General features: G+C 65.9%; 17 protein-coding genes. 10 read left to right on the top strand and 7 right to left on the bottom strand.

The window, feature by feature from the left end; genetic code table 11:
• Positions 1–4 precede the first annotated feature (4 nt).
• Genes VL15_RS06075 through VL15_RS06050 form a run of 6 tightly spaced genes read left to right on the top strand, consistent with a single transcriptional unit; the run spans position 5 to position 6,204 of the window.
• The gene (locus VL15_RS06075; RefSeq protein WP_048243988.1) at positions 5–1,003 is read left to right on the top strand and encodes a type II secretion system F family protein; all 999 of its coding nucleotides are present in this window, start codon (positions 5–7) and stop codon (positions 1,001–1,003) included.
• A 29-nt stretch (positions 1,004–1,032) separates the two neighbouring features.
• Positions 1,033–1,860, top strand: a complete 828-nt coding sequence (locus VL15_RS06070; protein WP_048243986.1) for a pilus assembly protein — start codon at positions 1,033–1,035, stop codon at positions 1,858–1,860.
• Positions 1,861–1,883: 23 nt separating this feature from the next.
• Complete coding sequence (locus VL15_RS06065) at positions 1,884–2,213, top strand: DUF3613 domain-containing protein (RefSeq protein ID WP_048243984.1); 330 nt, start codon at positions 1,884–1,886, stop codon at positions 2,211–2,213.
• Between the two features lie 12 nt (positions 2,214–2,225).
• A complete protein-coding gene (locus VL15_RS06060; RefSeq protein WP_048243982.1) occupies positions 2,226–4,037 on the top strand; it encodes a TadG family pilus assembly protein in 1,812 nt (603 codons plus the stop codon).
• A gap of 13 nt (positions 4,038–4,050) precedes the next feature.
• The gene (locus tag VL15_RS06055; RefSeq protein ID WP_048243980.1) at positions 4,051–5,442 is read left to right on the top strand and encodes a sigma 54-interacting transcriptional regulator; all 1,392 of its coding nucleotides are present in this window, start codon (positions 4,051–4,053) and stop codon (positions 5,440–5,442) included.
• A gap of 54 nt (positions 5,443–5,496) precedes the next feature.
• A complete protein-coding gene (locus tag VL15_RS06050) occupies positions 5,497–6,204 on the top strand; it encodes a DUF2968 domain-containing protein (protein ID WP_048243978.1) in 708 nt (235 codons plus the stop codon).
• A gap of 80 nt (positions 6,205–6,284) precedes the next feature.
• Here VL15_RS06050 and hfq read toward each other — a convergent pair whose 3' ends face one another.
• Entirely contained in the window at positions 6,285–6,860 is a 576-nt protein-coding gene (hfq, locus tag VL15_RS06045; protein ID WP_048243976.1) for an RNA chaperone Hfq, read from the bottom strand.
• A 295-nt stretch (positions 6,861–7,155) separates the two neighbouring features.
• Here hfq and VL15_RS06040 point away from each other — a divergent pair, with 295 nt between their 5' ends.
• On the top strand, positions 7,156–7,440 hold the full coding sequence (locus tag VL15_RS06040) for a PXPV repeat protein (protein ID WP_048243974.1): 285 nt from the start codon (positions 7,156–7,158) through the stop codon (positions 7,438–7,440).
• 27 nt (positions 7,441–7,467) lie between these two features.
• Here VL15_RS06040 and VL15_RS06035 read toward each other — a convergent pair whose 3' ends face one another.
• The 4 genes from VL15_RS06035 to VL15_RS06020 all read right to left on the bottom strand — a co-directional run bounded on the left by VL15_RS06035 (position 7,468) and on the right by VL15_RS06020 (position 12,579).
• On the bottom strand, positions 7,468–8,385 hold the full coding sequence (locus VL15_RS06035; RefSeq protein WP_048243972.1) for a DUF1571 domain-containing protein: 918 nt from the start codon (positions 8,383–8,385) through the stop codon (positions 7,468–7,470).
• Between the two features lie 29 nt (positions 8,386–8,414).
• Positions 8,415–10,169, bottom strand: coding sequence for an AMP-binding protein (locus tag VL15_RS06030; protein ID WP_048243970.1), 1,755 nt, complete (start codon positions 10,167–10,169; stop codon positions 8,415–8,417).
• 155 nt (positions 10,170–10,324) lie between these two features.
• Positions 10,325–11,143, bottom strand: a complete 819-nt coding sequence (locus VL15_RS06025; RefSeq protein ID WP_048243968.1) for a TetR/AcrR family transcriptional regulator — start codon at positions 11,141–11,143, stop codon at positions 10,325–10,327.
• 215 nt (positions 11,144–11,358) lie between these two features.
• Positions 11,359–12,579: an MFS transporter gene (locus VL15_RS06020; protein ID WP_048244367.1), complete on the bottom strand. Its 1,221-nt coding sequence runs from the start codon at positions 12,577–12,579 to the stop codon at positions 11,359–11,361.
• A gap of 281 nt (positions 12,580–12,860) precedes the next feature.
• Between VL15_RS06020 and VL15_RS06015 the strand changes: the two genes are divergently transcribed.
• From VL15_RS06015 to VL15_RS06005, 3 genes are all read left to right on the top strand, one after another.
• Positions 12,861–13,403 (top strand): GNAT family N-acetyltransferase, encoded by a 543-nt coding sequence (locus tag VL15_RS06015; protein ID WP_048243966.1) that lies wholly within the window; start codon positions 12,861–12,863, stop codon positions 13,401–13,403.
• 130 nt (positions 13,404–13,533) lie between these two features.
• Complete coding sequence (locus tag VL15_RS06010; RefSeq protein WP_048243964.1) at positions 13,534–14,160, top strand: ParB-like protein; 627 nt, start codon at positions 13,534–13,536, stop codon at positions 14,158–14,160.
• 24 nt (positions 14,161–14,184) lie between these two features.
• Positions 14,185–15,915, top strand: coding sequence for a SulP family inorganic anion transporter (locus VL15_RS06005; protein WP_048243962.1), 1,731 nt, complete (start codon positions 14,185–14,187; stop codon positions 15,913–15,915).
• Between the two features lie 22 nt (positions 15,916–15,937).
• Here the strand turns inward: VL15_RS06005 and VL15_RS06000 are convergent, their stop codons facing one another.
• Together VL15_RS06000 and VL15_RS05995 are read right to left on the bottom strand one after the other, a co-directional pair.
• Positions 15,938–16,870: a carbohydrate kinase family protein gene (locus VL15_RS06000; protein WP_048244365.1), complete on the bottom strand. Its 933-nt coding sequence runs from the start codon at positions 16,868–16,870 to the stop codon at positions 15,938–15,940.
• Positions 16,871–16,997: 127 nt separating this feature from the next.
• Complete coding sequence (locus VL15_RS05995; RefSeq protein ID WP_048243960.1) at positions 16,998–17,942, bottom strand: ABC transporter substrate-binding protein; 945 nt, start codon at positions 17,940–17,942, stop codon at positions 16,998–17,000.
• Positions 17,943–18,013: the final 71 nt, after the last annotated feature.

Raw genomic sequence — 18,013 nt, 5'->3', positions numbered from 1 at the left:
ATCGATGGATGCAAACCGTTTAGGCGCGCTTGCGCTGGTGCTCGGATCGATCGGCGTGCTGCTGCTTGCCGCGCTCGCGATCGTTCGCGTCGTGCTCGTGCAGCGTGCCGAACGTGCACTGGTGAATGCGCTCGATCGCCGCACCGCGGCGATCGAAGCGGCCGCCGTGCGAGCCGGTTCCGCCGAACCTGCGCGCGATGCCGCCGCACCCGCTGCGCCGCGCGCACGTTTCGCGGGGCTGCGCACGCGTTTCGAAGATGTCGGGATGCGATGGCTCGAGACCGGCTTCAGCCGTTATCTGATTGCCGACGAGGATCGTCAGTTGCTGGAACAGTGCGGTTTCGTCGACGTCCGCGCAAGAGCGCTGTTCGTCAGCGCGCGCATTGTCTGCGCGATCCTGCTGCCGGCGCTTACCGTGCTGATACTGGTCAGCCGCGAGCACGAGACGCGCTGGCTGCTCTGGATCTCCGTCGCGCTCGTGACCGGATACATGCTGCCGAAAATCTACGTGCGTCGGCGGGCCACCGCGCGTCGGCAGAGCATTGCGGCCGAGTTGCCGCTGCTCGTCGACATGTTGCGGCTGCTGCAGGGCGTCGGCCTGTCGCTCGACCAGAGCATCCAGGTCGTCACGCACGATTTTCAGACCATGCTGCCCGTGCTGTCGTGGGAGCTGGGCGTGGCGCAGCGACAGTTCGCGGCCGGACGCACGCGCGAACAATCGCTGCAACGCCTCACCAACAGTTTCGACAACGAGGATCTGCGCGCGATCGTGCGACTGCTGATTCAGGTGGACAAGCACGGCGGCGCGGTGCAGGAGCCGCTGAAGCAGTTCGGCGACCGCCTGCGCGAAGGGCGTCGTGCGACGCTGCGCGAGCAGATCGGTCGACTGACGGTGAAGATGACCGGCGTGATGATCATCACGCTGTTGCCTGCACTATTGATCGTTACCGCGGGGCCCGGGATCATGACCGTGCTGTCCGCGCTTGCCGCGATTCAACGCTGATGCGGCACGAGGGGAAGGAGCGATACAAGATGAATCGATTGGGTTGGATCCGCACGATCGCAGGCGCGACGGCGTTCACGTTGCTCGCCAGCGGGTGCTCGCTGTTCAAGGAATCCGGATACGGGATCGGTGCGCAGGCCGAACGCGGCGCGCTGATGCAGGCCGCTGCCGACAAGAGTGCGCCGCCCGATACGCCGGGCATGTACCTGGGCCTGATCGAGCGGATGCAGGGGCAGGGATTGTATTTTGCGTCGCTGGCGCACATCGACCAGTACGAAAAGCAATATGGCGCATCACCGGACACGATCCTGCTTCGCGCCGACGCATTGCGCGCGACCGGCCAGTACGACGCTGGTGTGGCCGCCTATACGAAGCTGCTGACGACGCCGCTCGCCGCGCGCGGCTATCGCGGGTTGGGCCTGACCGCCGGCGCACGCGGTGATTTTGCGCTTGCCGGGCAGCAACTCGAACAGGCGACCGTGCTTGCGCCGACTGATGCGGCGACGCTGTCCGATCTCGCGTATTCGAGGATGCGCGAAGGCGATCTGGCCGGTGCTCGCGTGCCGCTGCTGAAGGCGGCTGAACTCGAGCAGAAGAACCCGAAAATCCTCAGCAACTTTGTGCTGTATCTGCTCGTGAGCGGTCACGCGAAGGACGCGCGGCGGCTGATGGATCAGCAGAAACTTTCGCCGGCGGTGCGCGGCGAGATTCGCGACGACGAGACGAAGGTCACGGCCGCGATACGCGCGAAGCAACGTGCAATCGCACACACGCCGGGCAGTGCGTCCGTGCCGTCGGTTGCGAGCAGCGACAACATCGATCTTGCCGTCCCGCTGCTGCAGCGTTTCGCGCGATAACGACGATATTCACGGAGGCCATCATGTTTCACCTTTCCTCAATCCGCGGGCGAACCGCGTGCATCGCGTTCGCGTGCATGCTTTGCGCGGGTGTCGCTCATGCGCAAGGCAACCCGCCGGCGTCCGAAATCGATCATGCAACGAACGCGCTGCTCGACCTGCAGCGCTCGAATCGTGCGGCTGCCGCACCTCAGCCGATCGACGGCGCGGCCGGCACGTACGCCTATCAGCGCTATCTCGATTCGTTCAAGACGCCGATTCCGCAGTGGTTCGGCACGATGTCGGCGTCGGGCGGCGGCAGCAGTGGAGGCAGCGGCAGCGGCGGATCGTCCGGTGGCGACCTCGCGCGCTGACGGAGCGAAACGGTGAAGACCCGACACAGCGGCGGCGCATTCCGCCTCGCGTCACGACAGCGGGGCGCGTTCACGGTGATGGCGATCATCGCGACGCTGATCGCCATCACGACGCTCGGCGCGATCGGCGTCGGTAATCTCTTTTACCAGCGTCGGGACGTGCAACGGATTGCCGACATGGCCGCGCTCGCGGCCGTGCAGCGCATGGATGACGCCTGCACGCAGCCGACCGCGACCGCGAACAACAATGCGGTGTCGAACGGGCTCAATGCAGCGAATGGCGATACGATCAGCGTCGAATGCGGTCGCTGGGATACGGCCGTCAACCCGAAGCCCAGCTACTACGCGGCCGCGACCCCCGGAGCCACGCAGTTGAACGCGGCCAAGGTGATCGTTACGCGTCAGGTGCCGTTCTTCTTCGTCGGACCACCGCAGCCGGTGTCCGCGGTATCGACCGCGCGCTCGACGAACATCGATACGTTCTCGGTCGGTGCAACCCTTGCCGCACTCGGCGGCGTCGGTTGCGCCGGAGGATCCGCGCCGACGTCCGGTAATCCGGGGCTCGTCAACGGACTGATCGGCGGGCTGCTCGGCGCCAGCCTGAATCTGAACATCGGGTCGTATCAAGCGCTCGCCTGCACGAACGTGAAGGTCGGCGACCTCGTCGTGGCGGCGGGCGTCGGCACGGTCGATCAGCTGCTCGCGCTGAAGCTCACGTTGCCGCAATTGGTTCAACTGATGGTGAACGCGGCAACGCAAACGTCTGTCGCGAACGCAAATCTGCAGGCGAGCCTCGCCACGCTGCAGGCGATTCTGAGCGCCAACGTTCCGGGGACGTCGATCGGTCTCGGCGGGGCGGGCGGATTGCTGAACGTCGCACTTGCGGATACGCAGGCGGCGCTCAACGCGCAGGTGGACCTGCTCGACCTGCTGCTCGTCGGCGCCGAGATCGCTGCAACGGGCAAGCCGGCGGTGACGGTCAACGTGCCGTCGCTGAATCTCGGCGGGCTGACGGGGACGCAGTTGCAGGTGCAGATCATCAGCCCACCGTCGATCGGCATCGGCGAGGGCGGGATCGATCCGTCGACGGGAACGTGGCGGACGACCGCTTCGACTGCCGCGGTGGGGGTGTATCTCAATGTCGATCTTGGCACGACGCAGTTGCCGCTGCTCGGCGCGTTGCTGGCTTTGCTCAACGTGAATGTCGATGTCAATCTGCCGATCTATCTGCAAGTAGGTACCGGCACCGCGACGTTGAACTCGACACAATGTGCCGCCACGCAGGCGGCGAGCACCGTCGTCATTACCGCGCAACCGGGCGTTGCCAATCTGTGCATCGGCCAGCCGCCGCTCGATTCGTCCGGCAAGATCAGCCTGTCGTCGACTTACAGCTGCAAGTCGCCCGGGCAGATCATCAACGCGAATGTGCTGGGGATTGCGCAGCTGACGGCGACCTTGTCCAATGTATCGGTTCAGGTACAAGGCGCTTCCCAATCGCATACCTTCAGTGGGGTACCGGGAATCGATGCGGACTACTGGACGGTGAACTCGAATGCGCTCGGCTCGGCGCTCAGTTCGGCACTTACGCAACTCGCGGCCGCGAATATCAACGTCAACCTCAGCGTGGTCGGCGTCAACGTTCTGTCGGTCCCGGGGAATTTCGTCTCCACGTTGCTCACTTTTTTGACTGGCCTGCTCGGCCCGCTCCTTTCGAGCCTCGACGCAGTCCTCGTACCGTTGCTGAATCTGCTTGGCGTCCAGGTTGGCGCAGCGACGGTCCACCAGATCTCGCTCAGCTGCGGGGTCGCCCAAACGGTTTACTGAATAAGCAGATCCGATGAGAACCACGCCCGCAATCGAAGAGCTCGACCTGTACGTCTGGGAAGGCAAGGCGGACATTGTCGACCGCGTCGCCCGATGCATGGCGAGCTTCGACGTCGAAGTGATCCGCGCGGACAACGCGGAGATCTCGCCCGAACGCGCCGCATTGCGGCCGTCGCTGGCGATCATCAGCGTGACGATGATTGAAATCGGCGCAGCGTTCCTGCGCGACTGGCAGGCCAACATCGGCATGCCGGTCGTCTGGGTCGGCGCGGCGCGCGACCACGACTCGTCGCAGTACCCGCCCGAGTATTCGCATATCCTGCCGCTCGACTTCACCTGCGCCGAACTGCGCGGAATGATCGGCAAGCTCGTCACGCAACTGCGTGCGCACACGGCCGAAACGTCTCAGCCGTCCGAACTCGTCGCGCACTCGGAATCGATGCAGGCGCTGCTGCACGAAGTCGATACGTTCGCCGACTGCGACACCAACGTGCTGCTGCACGGAGAAACCGGCGTCGGCAAGGAGCGCATCGCGCAATTGCTGCACGAAAAGCATTCGCGCTACCGGCACGGCGAATTCGTGCCGGTGAACTGCGGTGCGATTCCCGACGGCCTGTTCGAATCGCTGTTCTTCGGCCATGCGAAAGGGTCGTTCACGGGCGCGGTTGTTGCGCATAAAGGCTATTTCGAGCAGGCGGGAGGCGGCACGCTGTTCCTCGACGAAGTCGGCGATCTGCCGCTGTATCAGCAGGTCAAGCTGCTGCGCGTGCTCGAGGATGGCGCGGTGCTGCGCGTCGGCGCGACGGCGCCGATCAAGGTCGATTTCCGCCTGGTCGCGGCGAGCAACAAGAAGCTGCCGCAGCTCGTGAAGGAAGGGCTGTTCCGCGCGGATCTTTACTACCGGCTCGCAGTGATCGAGCTGAGCATTCCGTCGCTGGAAGAGCGCGGCGCGGTCGACAAGATCGCGCTGTTCAAGTCGTTCGTCGCACAGGTCGTGGGCGAGGAGCGGCTCGCCGAGTTGTCCGATCTGCCGTACTGGCTGACGGATTCGGTCGCGGACAGCTATTTCCCCGGCAACGTGCGCGAACTGCGCAACCTCGCCGAGCGGGTCGGCGTGACGGTGCGGCAGACGGGCGGGTGGGATGCCGCACGGCTGCAGCGGCTGATTGCGCACGCGCGCAACTCGGCCCAGCCGGTGCCGGCGGAGAGCGCGGCCGAGGTCTTCGTCGATCGCAGCAAGTGGGACATGAACGAGCGCAATCGCGTCATCGCGGCGCTCGACGCAAATGGCTGGCGGCGCCAGGACACGGCGCAGCAGCTCGGCATCAGCCGCAAGGTACTGTGGGAAAAAATGCGCAAATATCAGATCTTCGACGAAGAGCCCGAGACACGCGAAAGCGAGTAATTAATGAGATAAAATCGCGCTGAATTACAACGACACGGGCGGGAATAAAACTTCATGAGCCATATGACGGGGTTGGGGCGGGCGTGCGTGTTGCTCGCCATGGTGGGAGGCATTCAGGGCGCTTACGCGCAGGGGTTGGCAGACAGCACTTCGCCGGCGGTGCAGCAGGCGTCGGCGCCGGTGGCCGCGATTCCGGTGATCGATCAGCAGGTCCAGACGTCGGTGCAGCCGCAGGCGGGCGAGTCGACGGGGCCGAGCACGGTCGACGATCTGCAGCGTCAGATCCAGGCGCACACGCTGACGGAAATGCGCACGAGCTACAACGGCAGCTACGGTGCGAGCCTGCTGTTCAACGTGAAGGATGGTGCGTACTTCGTCGCACTGTTCCAGCAGAAGGCGTTCTGGCGCGTGATCAAGACCTTCGACGAAACGCGCGCGGAAGCGATCTATCGCGATTTCTCGCGCCAGGCGGAGCGGCTGGCCGTCAACGAACTGCGCGCGGCGAAGCTGGAATCGCAGAAGGCGCAAATGGACAAGCAGATCGAAGTCACGCAGGACCGCGCGCGGCGTCTGCAGGCTGATATTTCGATCGCGCGCCAGCAGCAGGCGGCGGTCGCGGATCGCCAGAAGAGCGTCCGCAGCGAGACGACGGCGTTGCAGGCCCAACAGGCCGAACTCCAGTCGCAACTGCGTGCATTGCAGCAGCAGGTGCGTTCGCTGCAGCGCGAGGCCGACGCAGGCCTGCCGACGACGGCACGCTGAACTCGGCGGCGGCGGTGCGGCGACATGCCGCGCCGGCCGCACAAGGAAAAAGGGCAAGCCGGTTGGCTTGCCCTTTTGTTTTACTGGCCGTCCGGCACGATTCGCCGGCGGCGCGTGACGATCACCGGCCCGTTGCCGCCACGTGAATCCGACGGCGACGTGTTGCCGGACGCGTCACCGGTGTCGCGCGGCGCGCCGTAGCTTTCGCGCGGTTCGCGCGGCGCACTGTTGTAGCCTTCGCGGGGTTCGCGCGGCGCGCCGTAGCCTTCGCGCGGTTCACGCGAGCCGTAACCCTCACGCGGCTCGCGGGAGCCGTAGCCGCCGTCGCCGCGCGATTCGCGCGGGCCGCCGTGCGAGCCGTACGGGCTGTGACCGCCGCCTTCACGGCCGCCGGGGCGCCCGCCGGGGCGCGGACCGCGGGGGCCGCCGCCGCCCGGGCGCGAACCGCCCGTGTCGAGCTGGATCGTGGAAATCGCGCGCTTGTAGATGCCTTGCAGACCCACAGGGGTGCGCAGCATCACCAGGTACTGGTCGAACGACTCGATACACCCCGTCAGACGAATGCCGTTGACGAGATAGATTTCAACGCGCTTACGTTCCTTGCGCGCCGAATTGATGAAGTCGTTTTGCGGATGGGATTCTGCGGGATTGGCCATTGAGGTGCGGCAGGAGCCTGCGTCAGAGAATATGTTGTGCGTGTGTGTGGCGTGTTCGTCCACAAGCCGTTTGGCGGAATTCTACCTTGTTCGATCGGGATGCGCGCAGTCGTGATTGTGTCGAACCGTAACCCACTATAGACGTTGCAGCGCATTTTCGCGATTAGGCCGAATGGCCAAAGCTGTTTCGTTACGTCGCGTTACGACTCTCGCAGCGCCGTATCACCTCGGTGTGTGCGCGGCGCTTACATTAGCGTCGCGAGCCGGGCGGGCCGGTATATCAGGGATCCAGAACATGAACAAGAGGCAATGGGCAGGGTGGGTCGGGGGCATTGCGTTGCTGGCTTCCGGCAGTGCAATGGCGGGGCATGTCGATCTGTCGGTCGGCATCGGCGTACCGGTCGCGCCGGTCTATGTCGAGCCGGCGCCGGTCTATGTAGCGCCGCAGCCGGCCGTGGTCGCTTATCCGGGCTACGGATACGGCTACTACGGCGATGAGGACGACGATCGCTACCGGAAGTGGCACCGGCACTATGACAAGCATTGGCGCAAGCACCATGGCGACGATGACGACGATTGATCCGAAGTTCGACCCCGCCGGCGCGCATCAGAACGCGTAGTCGGGGTTTTTCGGGTCGAATGCCGTGTCGTCGAGCGTCGCCGGCGCGATTTTCTCGATGACGATCCGCTCGAAGATCCTGCCGTCGTTGTCATAGGACTCGACGGTCCGGAAATAGGGCGCATGCAGGTCGAGCCCGAGGGTTTCCTTCTTCGCGTAGAACTGCGGCCGGCCGGTCGGCGTTTCGTAGGTGAGCGCGACGACGCGCACGCCGCCGATCGTCTTCGCTTCCACCTGGGTCGGCCGCTGCACGCCGGCTTCCTCGTATTTCTTCCCTTCGGTCAGGTACAGGTTCGTGATGAACTCGGTGCCGAGATCCTTCACCTGGTGATTCGACTGGGCGCGCGCGAGTGCGCCGTCGAGTGCCGTCCACAGCGGAATCTTGCCGAGCAGGCCGCCGAGATGGCCATACATCTCGTCCTTGCGCTGCGTCGTGTCGTAGAGGGTCTCCTGTCCGGCATGCGCACCGCCCGGCAGCCATTTTGCATACACCCGCAGCGGCTCGCGGGTGGTCTTCACGAGCATGCGATCGGGCGTGTCGGACCATTTCCCGCTGATGCGCTCCTGGCGCACCATCGTGAACTGGTACGACGGATAGCCGTTAGGACCGTTACGGATATAGAGCGGCACGGCGAGCGGATCGAGGGCCTTGAAGAGCGCCGAAAGCGTCGCGTCGTCGAGTTGCGCGAGCGTGCCGCGCTGCGCGGCCGTGCGCAGCCAGCGCGCCTGCTGCGCGACCGGCTCGCGTGCGACCTTCGCCAGGTCCGCCGGCAGCGCGATGCCCTGCGCCGCGCTCGCGGCGTCGGCCGTTTCCTGCGCATGCAGGCCGGCCTGCGCGAACGACAGCATGCACGCAACTGCCGCGGCGGCGGCAAGCCGCGCGCGGTGCTTCATTTCTTCGTTCATCGACAGCGTCTCCCGGAGCGATGGATCGTTCAGCCTTGTTTCGCGGCCTTGATTCTGGCGAGTTCCTCGTCGCGCAGGGCGCGGCGCAGGATCTTGCCGACGTTCGTCTGCGGCAACGCGTCACGGAACTCGACAAATTTCGGCATCTTGTAGCCGGTCAGGTTCTTGCGGCAGTGCGCGAGCACGTCGTCGACGGTGAGCGACGGGTCGCGGCGCACGACGAACACCTTGATCCGTTCGCCCTGCACGTCGTCCGGAATGCCGATCGCCGCGGCTTCGCTGATGCCCGGGTGCATCACGAGCACTTCCTCGATCTCGTTCGGATACACGTTGAAGCCCGACACCAGGATCATGTCCTTCTTGCGGTCGATGAGGCGGATGAAACCGCGTTCGTCCATCACGCCGATGTCGCCGGTGCCGAGCCAGCCGTCGGCGTCGATCACCTTTGCCGTTTCGTCGGGGCGCTGCCAGTAGCCGCGCATCACCTGCGGACCGTGCACACACAGCTCGCCGGGCTCGCCGATGGCGGCCCAGGTGCCGTCCTCGCGGCGAAAGCGCACGACGGTGGACGGCGCGGGAAGGCCGACCGAACCGCTGAACGCGGCCATGTCGTTCAGGTCCACGGGATTCATCGTGACGATCGGCGAGCATTCGGTCAGGCCGTAGCCTTCGACGACCGGCCGGCCCGTCACCTGCTGGAAGCGCTCCGCGACCGCGCGCTGCATTGCCATGCCGCCCGCCATCGCGAGCTTGAGTTTCGAAAAGTCGCGCTGGCGGAATTCCTCGTTATCGAGGAACGCGTTGTACAGCGTGTTGATGCCGGTGATCCCCGTGAACGTTTCGTTGCGGATGATCTTCATCACCATCTTCATGTCGCGCGGGTTCGCGATCAGGATGTTGCGCCCGCCGAGCCCCATGAAGATGAACGCGTTCACCGTCAGCGAATAGATGTGATAGAGCGGCAGCGGCGTGAGCACGGTTTCGACGTCGCCCGAGACCTGGTCGGCGATCCATGACTTCGCCTGCAGCAGGTTCGCGATCAGGTTGCCGTGCGTGAGCATCGCGCCTTTCGCGACGCCGGTCGTGCCGCCCGTGTATTGCAGGAACGCGAGATCGTCGCGCGTCGTCTGGACGGCCTGCGGTTTGCCGCGCGCGCCGAGCGCGAGCGCGGAGAGCAGCCGGGTTGCCTGCGGCAGGTGGTAGGCCGGCACCAGCTTCTTCACGTGCTTCAGCACGAAATTGATCAGGCGTCCTTTCGCATTGAAGCCATCGGCGAGCAGGTCGCCGAGCGCGGTGACGACGATGTTCTTCACCTGCGTGTCCGGTAGCGCGTCCTGCAGCGTGCGCGCGAAGTTCTCGAACACGACAATCGTCTGCGCGCCGCTGTCCTTCAGCTGGTGCGTGAGCTCGCGTGCGGTGTAGAGCGGATTGACGTTGACGACGATCGCGCCGGCCTTCAGCGTGCCGAACAGCGCGACCGGGTACTGGAACGTGTTCGGCAGCATGATCGCAACGCGGTCGCCGGGCTTCACGCCGATGCTTTGCAGATAGGACGCGAATGCGTCGACTTTCCCGGCGAGCGTGCGGTAGGTCATCGATGCGCCTGCGCTCACGTACGCGACGCGGTCGGCGAAACGGGTCGTGCATTCGTCGAAGAACTGCACGAGCGACGCGTATTGCGTGACGTCGATTTCGTGCGGTACGCCGGGCGGGTACGACGCGTACCAGATGCCGTCGGTGTTCGGCGGAACCTGGGCCGCTGCGGATGCTGCGGAAGCTGACATGACGTATCTCCGGTCTTGGCTTTCGGCACCGGCAGGCGCGTTATCGCCTGCCGGTGCGTGATGCTTCGCGGTCGATCAGCACGGGCGCCTCGGCGCCCCGCGTGACCGCGCGTATGAAAAATCGTGAACAGGAAGCCGCGCGTGGCCTCGCGCGCTCAGTTCGTGGAATGCAGCGTCGCCGTGTCGGCAGCCGCCGCACCCGGCAGCAGCCCGAACGCTTCGCTTGCCCCTGCGTCGTCGAGTACCGCCGCGAAGATCGACAGCTGCGCGCTGTCGGGCATCGGCGCCTTCAGCGCGGCGACGATCAGCGACGACAGCCGCGCGATCATCTGCACGTCGTTCATCGTGCGGCCTTGCGAGAACTCGTCGATCAGGCTTTCCGTTTCGGCCCCCGCGAGCGCGCCGGACAGCGCGCCGATCGCGAAGTGCAGCCGCCAGCCGAGCTCCGTGCGCGGCAGATGCGGCAACGCGCGCTGGAACGCATCGAAGAAGCGGCCCGCGACGCTCGCGTAGTGCGCGGTCAGGAAGTTGCGCACGAACGGCGACGGATCGGTGTACGCGCGGCCGATCAGCCGGAGGAACCCGGGCCCGCCGCGGTCGGGATTGCGCGATGCCTTCAGCGCGGGAATGAACATCGCGCCGAGCACGTGCTCGCAGGTGATGTGCGTGCCGAGCTGCGCATCGAAGCGGTCGAGGATGCCGAGGCGCTCCTGGTTGAGCTGGTCGAGCCGGCGCGACAGCATCGCGTGGATCAGCGCTTCCTTGCTGCCGAAGTGATAGTTGACCGCGGCGAGGTTGACCGCCGCGCGCGACGTGATCTGCCGCATCGACATGGCCTCGAAGCCATGCTCGATGAACAGGTCCTCGGCCGCATCGAGGATGCGCGCCTTCGTCCCGCCAGTCTGCCGAGCGCCGGATGACCGCGCCCCGGACGGTCGTCCAGCGGACGGTCGCCCCTCCTGACTTACTGCCATGTTCCGCCTCCCATGCCGGTTGCCCGGCCGCGAACAGGTGATTTGATTATCTGATTCAAACAGTCGTTTTTATTAAGATAAAAAATCACGGGCCGAGCGGGCAAGCGGGGAATCTGGACAAATTCCTCTAGTTCGATGTGCGAATGCGGAAAGTATCGCGCGCGGCCCCGGCGGGGCGGGGCACGCGCGATGGTGCGATGCGGCAATGCGCGGATCTAGCTGACCGCGCTACGCGTATTGACCGATTGCGTCATGTCGATGCCGCGCCGCTCGCGGCTGAACAGGATCAGCACGGCGATCACGACGGCGACGATGCCGGCCACGAGCGCGAGCGCCAGGCTGTAATTGTTGCCGTGCGAAACGGCGAGCGATGCCTGCATCGTCGCGTTGCCCGACGCGAGCAGATTGCCGAGCTGGTAGACGACGCCGGGGAAGGTTGCCCGGATCTCGTCGGGCGAGATCTCGTTCAGGTGAACCGGAATCACGCCCCACGCACCCTGTACCGAGATCTGCATCAGGAACGCACCGGCGGCGAGGGCAATCGGGCCGCTCGAGAACGCCCACAGCGGCAGCACGGGCAGCGCGATCAGCGCGGCGATGAAGACCGCGCGACGCCGGCCGATCCGCTCCGAGATCGCGCCGAACGACAGGCCGCCGACGATCGCGCCGATGTTCAGCACGATCGTGATCCACGACACGGTATGCGGATCGAAGTGATGCTGTTCGCGCAGGAACGTCGGATAAAGATCCTGCGTGCCGTGCGAGAAGAAGTTGAACGCGGTCATCAGCACGATCGCGTAGATCGTGAGCTTCCAGTTCTGCTTCAGCGTGGCCCCGAGGCTCGGGCGCGGGCGCTTCTCCATCTGCTTCCACGCCGGCGATTCGGGCACGTGCGAGCGCACGTACAGCACGAGCAGCGCGGGCAGCACGCCGACCATGAACATGCCGCGCCAGCCGATGTACTGGTAGAAGAGGCCGAACACGACGGACGCGAGCAGGTATCCGCTCGGATAGCCGGCCTGCAGCAGACCCGACACGAGGCCGCGCGCATGGGTCGGCACGGTTTCCATCGTCAGCGCGGAGCCGACGCCCCATTCGCCGCCCATCGCGATGCCGAACAGCGCGCGCAGCACGAGCAGCGCGGTCAGGCTCGGCGCGAAACCCGACGCGAGTTCGAGCAGCGAATAGCACGCGATGTTGACCATCAACGTCGGGCGTCGGCCGAAGCGATCGGCGAGCCGGCCGAAGATCAGCGCGCCGATCGGGCGCATCGCGAGCGTCAGCGTGAGCGCGAACGCGACGGCGGGGATCGTCGACGAGAATTCCGCGGCGATGTCCTTCAGCACGAAAACCATCAGGAAAAAATCGAACGCGTCGAGCGTCCAGCCCAGGTAGGCGGCGATCGTGACGTTGCGTTGTTCGCGGGTCCAGCTCATGTCCGAGGTCTCCTCGTTGGCTTGCGCGCTCACGATGTGCATGCGGATGCCGGTCCGGCTTGCGCGCTGTGCGGGGGCATTGATCGAGTGTAGGCCGCCGCGCCGCGCGATGTGGGGCGCGATAATGTCGAATCGGGAATAATCCCTACGAAATGAACTGTTTCGAAAACGGAAACGGCGCCGCGCGAGACAAGCGACAGGCATCTGTATCATTCCGGAAGGCTTTTTGTATCAATTTCGTAATGCGCTCGACGCGCATCGTCACCGAATCAGGAGTCCCGATGACCGAAGGTTCCGCCGCCGCGCTGCCCGTGCTCGAAACCGCCAGGCTGTGGCTGCGTCCGCGCGTGCTGGCCGATCTCGATGCGTGCATCGCGATGGATCGCGATCCCGAGGTGACGCGGCACATCGCGGGCCCGTGGCACGATCCCGTCGAGCATCGCCGTTTCGTCACGCACCGGATCACGCGCGACTATCCGCCGGGCCTCGGCTACTGGTCGATCTTCGAGAAGGCCGCGCCCGATGCGTTCATCGGCTGGGTCCTGCTGATTCCCGACTATGCGGACGGTGCGCGCGACGTCGAGATCGGCTGGCGGCTGGTGCGCACGACATGGGGGCGCGGTTTCGCGAGCGAAGCCGCGGCGGCCGTCGTGCGTCACGCGTTCGACACCGTGCGGCTGCCGCGCGTGATCGCCGATATCGCGGAGGCCAACACCGGCTCGCTGAACGTCGCGCGCAAGCTCGGGATGCGTCGCGTGAGCGTCGTGCACGATGGCATTCCTTACATCCGTCATCGTCTCGAGCGCAACGATCTGCGCGCGTAGCGCAGCGTTGTGCGCAGGCGCGACCGGTTGTCAGAGATCGTCAATCGGACGCGTATCGAGGTCATGACGTATTAACGGCTCGCGCGATCAGGAGTATCGTTGCCGGAATTTCGCAACATGGGGTACGACCATGGCACTCGGCACCGACGTTCATCTCATTCCCGTCAGGCTCGACGCGCTGCGTCCGACGCAGATGACGGTTGGCTATCGCGAAGTCAAGGCGAAGCGCAAGCACTGGAAGGCGCTCGACAAGCGTGCGCGCAAGGCCGCGATCGAATCGCACTGGTTTCCGGCCGTCCTCGGCCCGGACGGGCTGCACTACATCACCGATCACCACCATCTCGGCCTCGCGCTGATCGAGGAAGGCGAGTCGCGCGTGAACGCGATGTTGCTGAAGGATCTGTCGTGGCTCGACAACACGATCTTCTGGCGGATCATGGAACACAACCAGTGGGTGCATCCGTTCGGCGCGGACGGGTCGCGCCGCGACTATGCGCATTTGCCGAAGGCGCTGACCGGACTCGAGGACGACCCTTACCGCAGCCTCGCCGGCGAGCTGCGCACGGCGGGCGGTTATGCGAAGGACGCGACGCCGTTCAGCGAATTCCTGTGGGCCGATTACCTGCGCCAGCATGTGTCGCTCGACCAGATCCGCAAGAACTTCGCGAAGGCGCTCGACGTCGCACTGCACCGCGCGCACGACCAGGACGCGCGTTATCTGCCCGGCTGGTCGGGCGTCATCGCCGTCAAACCCTGACCGGCGCACGGCACCGACCGCCTCATGACGACCACCCCGATCCGCCCGGACGCCGGCCCGCAGCATGCCGACCATTTCACCGCGCTCGATGCGCCTCCGCCACCGCGTACGCGGCGCATCGGGCTCGATGCGCTGGCCGGCCTGTCGATCGCCGGCCTGCTGATACCCGAGGCGGTCGCGTATGCGGGGCTGGCCAACCTGCCGCCGCAGGCCGGTCTCATCGCGCTGCTGTCGGGGCTCGTCGTCTATGCGCTCACGGGCAGCAGCCGTTTTGCGATCGTGTCGTCGACGTCATCGTCGGCCGCTGTGCTCGCGGCAACCGTGCTCGCGGAATCGGGGATGGCGCTTGCCGCGCAACTCGCGCTCGCGGCGGCGCTCGTCGCGATGACGGGTGTGCTGTTCATCCTGGCCGGTGCCGCGCGGCTCGGCGGCATGTCCGATTTCGTCGCGCGGCCCGTGCTGCGCGGCTTCACGTTCGGCCTCGCACTGACGATCGTCATCAAGCAGTTGCCGAAGATCCTCGCGATTTCCGTGCAGCACAGCGATGCGCCGCGTGTTGCGCTCGACCTGATCACCGGCGCGCCGCATGCGAACCTCGCGAGTGTCGTGCTCGGTGCAATCGCGCTGGCGTTGCTGTTCGCGCTCGGGCGCCGCTCGCGCGTGCCCGCGACGCTCGTCGTGATCGTGCTGTCGATCGCGGTCGGTTATGCGGTCGACTGGCAGCGGTACGGGATCGCGATCGTCGGCCATATCGACTTCCGACACCTTGAATTCGGTCTGCCGAACCTCGACCGCAATGCGTGGATGCAGACAGTCGAACTCGCGTTTGCGCTGATGCTGATCCTGTACGCGGAGTCGTACGGATCGATCCGCAACTTCGCGCTGAAGCACGGCGACAGCGTGTCGCCGAACCGCGACCTCGTTGCGCTCGGGTGCGCGAATCTCGTGTCGGGCCTGCTGCACGGGATGCCGGTCGGCGCCGGTTATTCGGCGACCTCGGCGAACGAAGCGGCCGGCGCGCAGTCGCGCTTTGCCGGCTTGTGGGCGGCGGGCGTGGTCGCGCTGATCGTCTGGCTGCTGCTGCCGCAGCTCGCGCGCACGCCGGAGCCCGTGCTCGCGGCAATCGTGATCTTCGCGGTCAGCCACTCGCTGCATCCGTCCGTATTCCGGCCGTACTGGGCGTGGCATCGCGACCGGCTCGTCGTGATCGCGGCGCTGCTCGCGGTGCTTGTGCTCGGTGTGCTGCACGGGCTGCTCGCGGCCATCGGCGTGAGCCTGCTGCTGACGCTGCGCAAGCTGTCGGAACCGAACGTCAGCGTGCTCGGCCGGCTGCGCGACAGCCACGATTTCGTCGACGTCGCGAGCCATGCCGACGCGAAGCCGGTGCCGGGCGTGCTGATCGTGCGGCCCGAGGCGCAGCTGTTCTTCGCAAACGCGGACCGGATGCTGAATCGCGTGCGTGCGCTGATGAAGGCCGCGCCGGACACGCATACCGTGTTGCTGAGCCTCGAGGAAACGCCGGATGTCGACGGCACGACGATCGAATCGTTGCGCACGTTCGCGGCCGAATGCACGGCGCGCGGGCTGCGGCTCGCGCTCGTGCGGCTCAAGATGCACGCGCTGCATGCGTTGCGTCGTGCGGCGGACGATACGCTGCACGACGATGCGATGTCCGAGCTGAGCGTCGACGAAAGCCTGCAACTGCTGCAGGCCGGCAAGCAGCCGGGCGGCGGCGACGGAACGACCGCCGCGTGACACGGCGGCGCGTAGGCGCCGCCTATCGCGACAGCGCCGCGGCGGCAGGGCGGTTGGTCATGTCGGCCACTTCGGCAGCCGTCGGTGCATACGCACCTGCATGCGCACAGGCAACCGCCGCGCATGCGGCGGCGTAGCGCAGATGCTCGGCCGCCGCTGCACCGGGCCGTGCAAGCTGGCTCGCGAGCCAGCCGCCGATGCTCGCATCGCCGCAGCCGACCGTGTCGGCGACCTCGGTCGGGAACGCAGGCTGGAACAGCTCGGTGTCGCGATGCAGGAGCTGCATGCCGGCTGCGCCGCGCGTGACAAGCATCGTCGCGTCGGGCGCCCACTCTCGCAGTTGTGCAAGCGCGGCCGCTTCGTCGAGTTCGGGAAACAGTCCGCGCAGATCCTCGTCGGATACCTTGATCCAGTCGGCGAGCGCGGCCAGCCGGCGCAGTGTGTCGCGATATGACGGCGCGGCCATCGGCGCACGGAAGTTCGGGTCGAACGAGATTCGCTTGCCGGCCGCGCGCGCGGCCTGCGCAATTTCGATCAGGCGCGACGCGAGCGGCTCGCGCACGACGCCGAGCGAGCCGACGTGCACGATCTCGGCCGCGTCGAGCGCGCCGGCGGGCAGGTCTGCCGGATCGAACGCGAGATCCGCGCTGTTCTCGCCGATGAAGAAATAATGGGGCGGCTGCTTCGACACGACCATCGCGAGCAGCGGCGCGCGGTCGACCTGCCGGATGAAGCGCATGTCGAGCCCGGCGTCGGCGCTCTTGCGCATCAGCTCGTCGCCGAAGATGTCGCGGCTGACCGTGCCGGCGAAGGCCGTCGGCACGCCGAGCCGCGCGCCGACGCGCGCGACGTTCCAGCACGAGCCGCCGGCGATGCTGTGCCAGTGCTGCGCGTCGTCGCGGATGAAATCGGTCAGCGCTTCGCCGAATACGATCAGGCGGGGAAACGTCGTCATGTGAAAACCTTGTGCCGCACCATTGCGCGCGGCCGCGCGGCGGTTGAAGTGAGCGGGCAGGCGGCGCCGGCCGTCGCGCGCGGCGACACGGCCCGGCACTGCCCGGTTTCGCGGATGGGCGGCGCGATCAGCGCGGGGTGCTCCAGCCCTTGTAGGTCTTCACGGTGTCGCGCGTGATGAGCGTCGGCTCGATCAGGATCATCGGATTGGCCGGCTTCTGGCCGTTCATGATGCCGTAGCCGACGTTGACGGCCTGCTGTGCCATCGACCACGGGTCCTGGCTCGACGATGCCTGCACGAGCGTATTGGACTTGAGCGCCACTTCGATATCGGGCGCGCCGTCGACCGACGTGATCACGATGCCCGGGCGGTTGAGTTGTTTCGCGGCGAGATCGCTGCCGATCGCTTGCGGGTCGTTGATCGTGAACACCGCATCGAGCTTCGGAAAGCGCGTCAGGTAGCCCTGCATCGCGTTCATCCCGCCTTCGCGCGAGCCCTTGCCGTCCTGGTCGCTCGACAGCACCTTGATGCCCGCGCTTTTCGCGAGCACGGTCTTGCAGCCGTTGACGCGGTCGATCACGGCCGACACCTGCGGGCCGTTTTCGATGATCACGTTGCCCTTGCCGTTGAGTTTCTTCGCGATGTAGTCGCAGGCCAGCTCGCCGGCCTTCACGTTGTTGGTCTGCACGGTCGCGTTCGCGCCGGCCGCCGCGACGTCGACCGCGACGACCGTGATGCCGGCCGCCTGCGCCTTCTTCACTGCCGGTTCGATCGCCTTCGGGTCGGTCGCGTTGAGCAGGATCATGTCGACGTGTGCGGAGATGAAGTTGTCGATCTGCGTGAACTGCTTGTTCAGGTCGTAGTCGGCCGACACGGCTGTGACCTTCGCGTTCGGGTTGATCTGCTTCGCGCGCGCTTCGGCGCCCTTGACGATCGTGACGAAGTACGGGTTGCCGAGCGATCCGACCGTGACGCCGATCGATTTGAGCGGCTTGTCGGCCGCGTGTGCGGCGGAAGCGCTGAAGGCGAGCGCGCAGGCGACGGCGGTCAGGGCGGCTTTGTGCTTGAACATGTCGTTGTGTCTCCGTGAGGTCGGTTGGCGAACGGGCGCAGGAGGACCTGCCTGCGCCGCAAGGTTGAATG

The organism is Burkholderia cepacia (genome assembly GCF_001039005.1).
GTDB classification, from domain to species: Bacteria; Pseudomonadota; Gammaproteobacteria; order Burkholderiales; family Burkholderiaceae; genus Burkholderia; species Burkholderia theae.
Note: the sequence above shows the minus strand (reverse complement) of the source record. Positions and strands in the feature narration are given on the sequence as shown.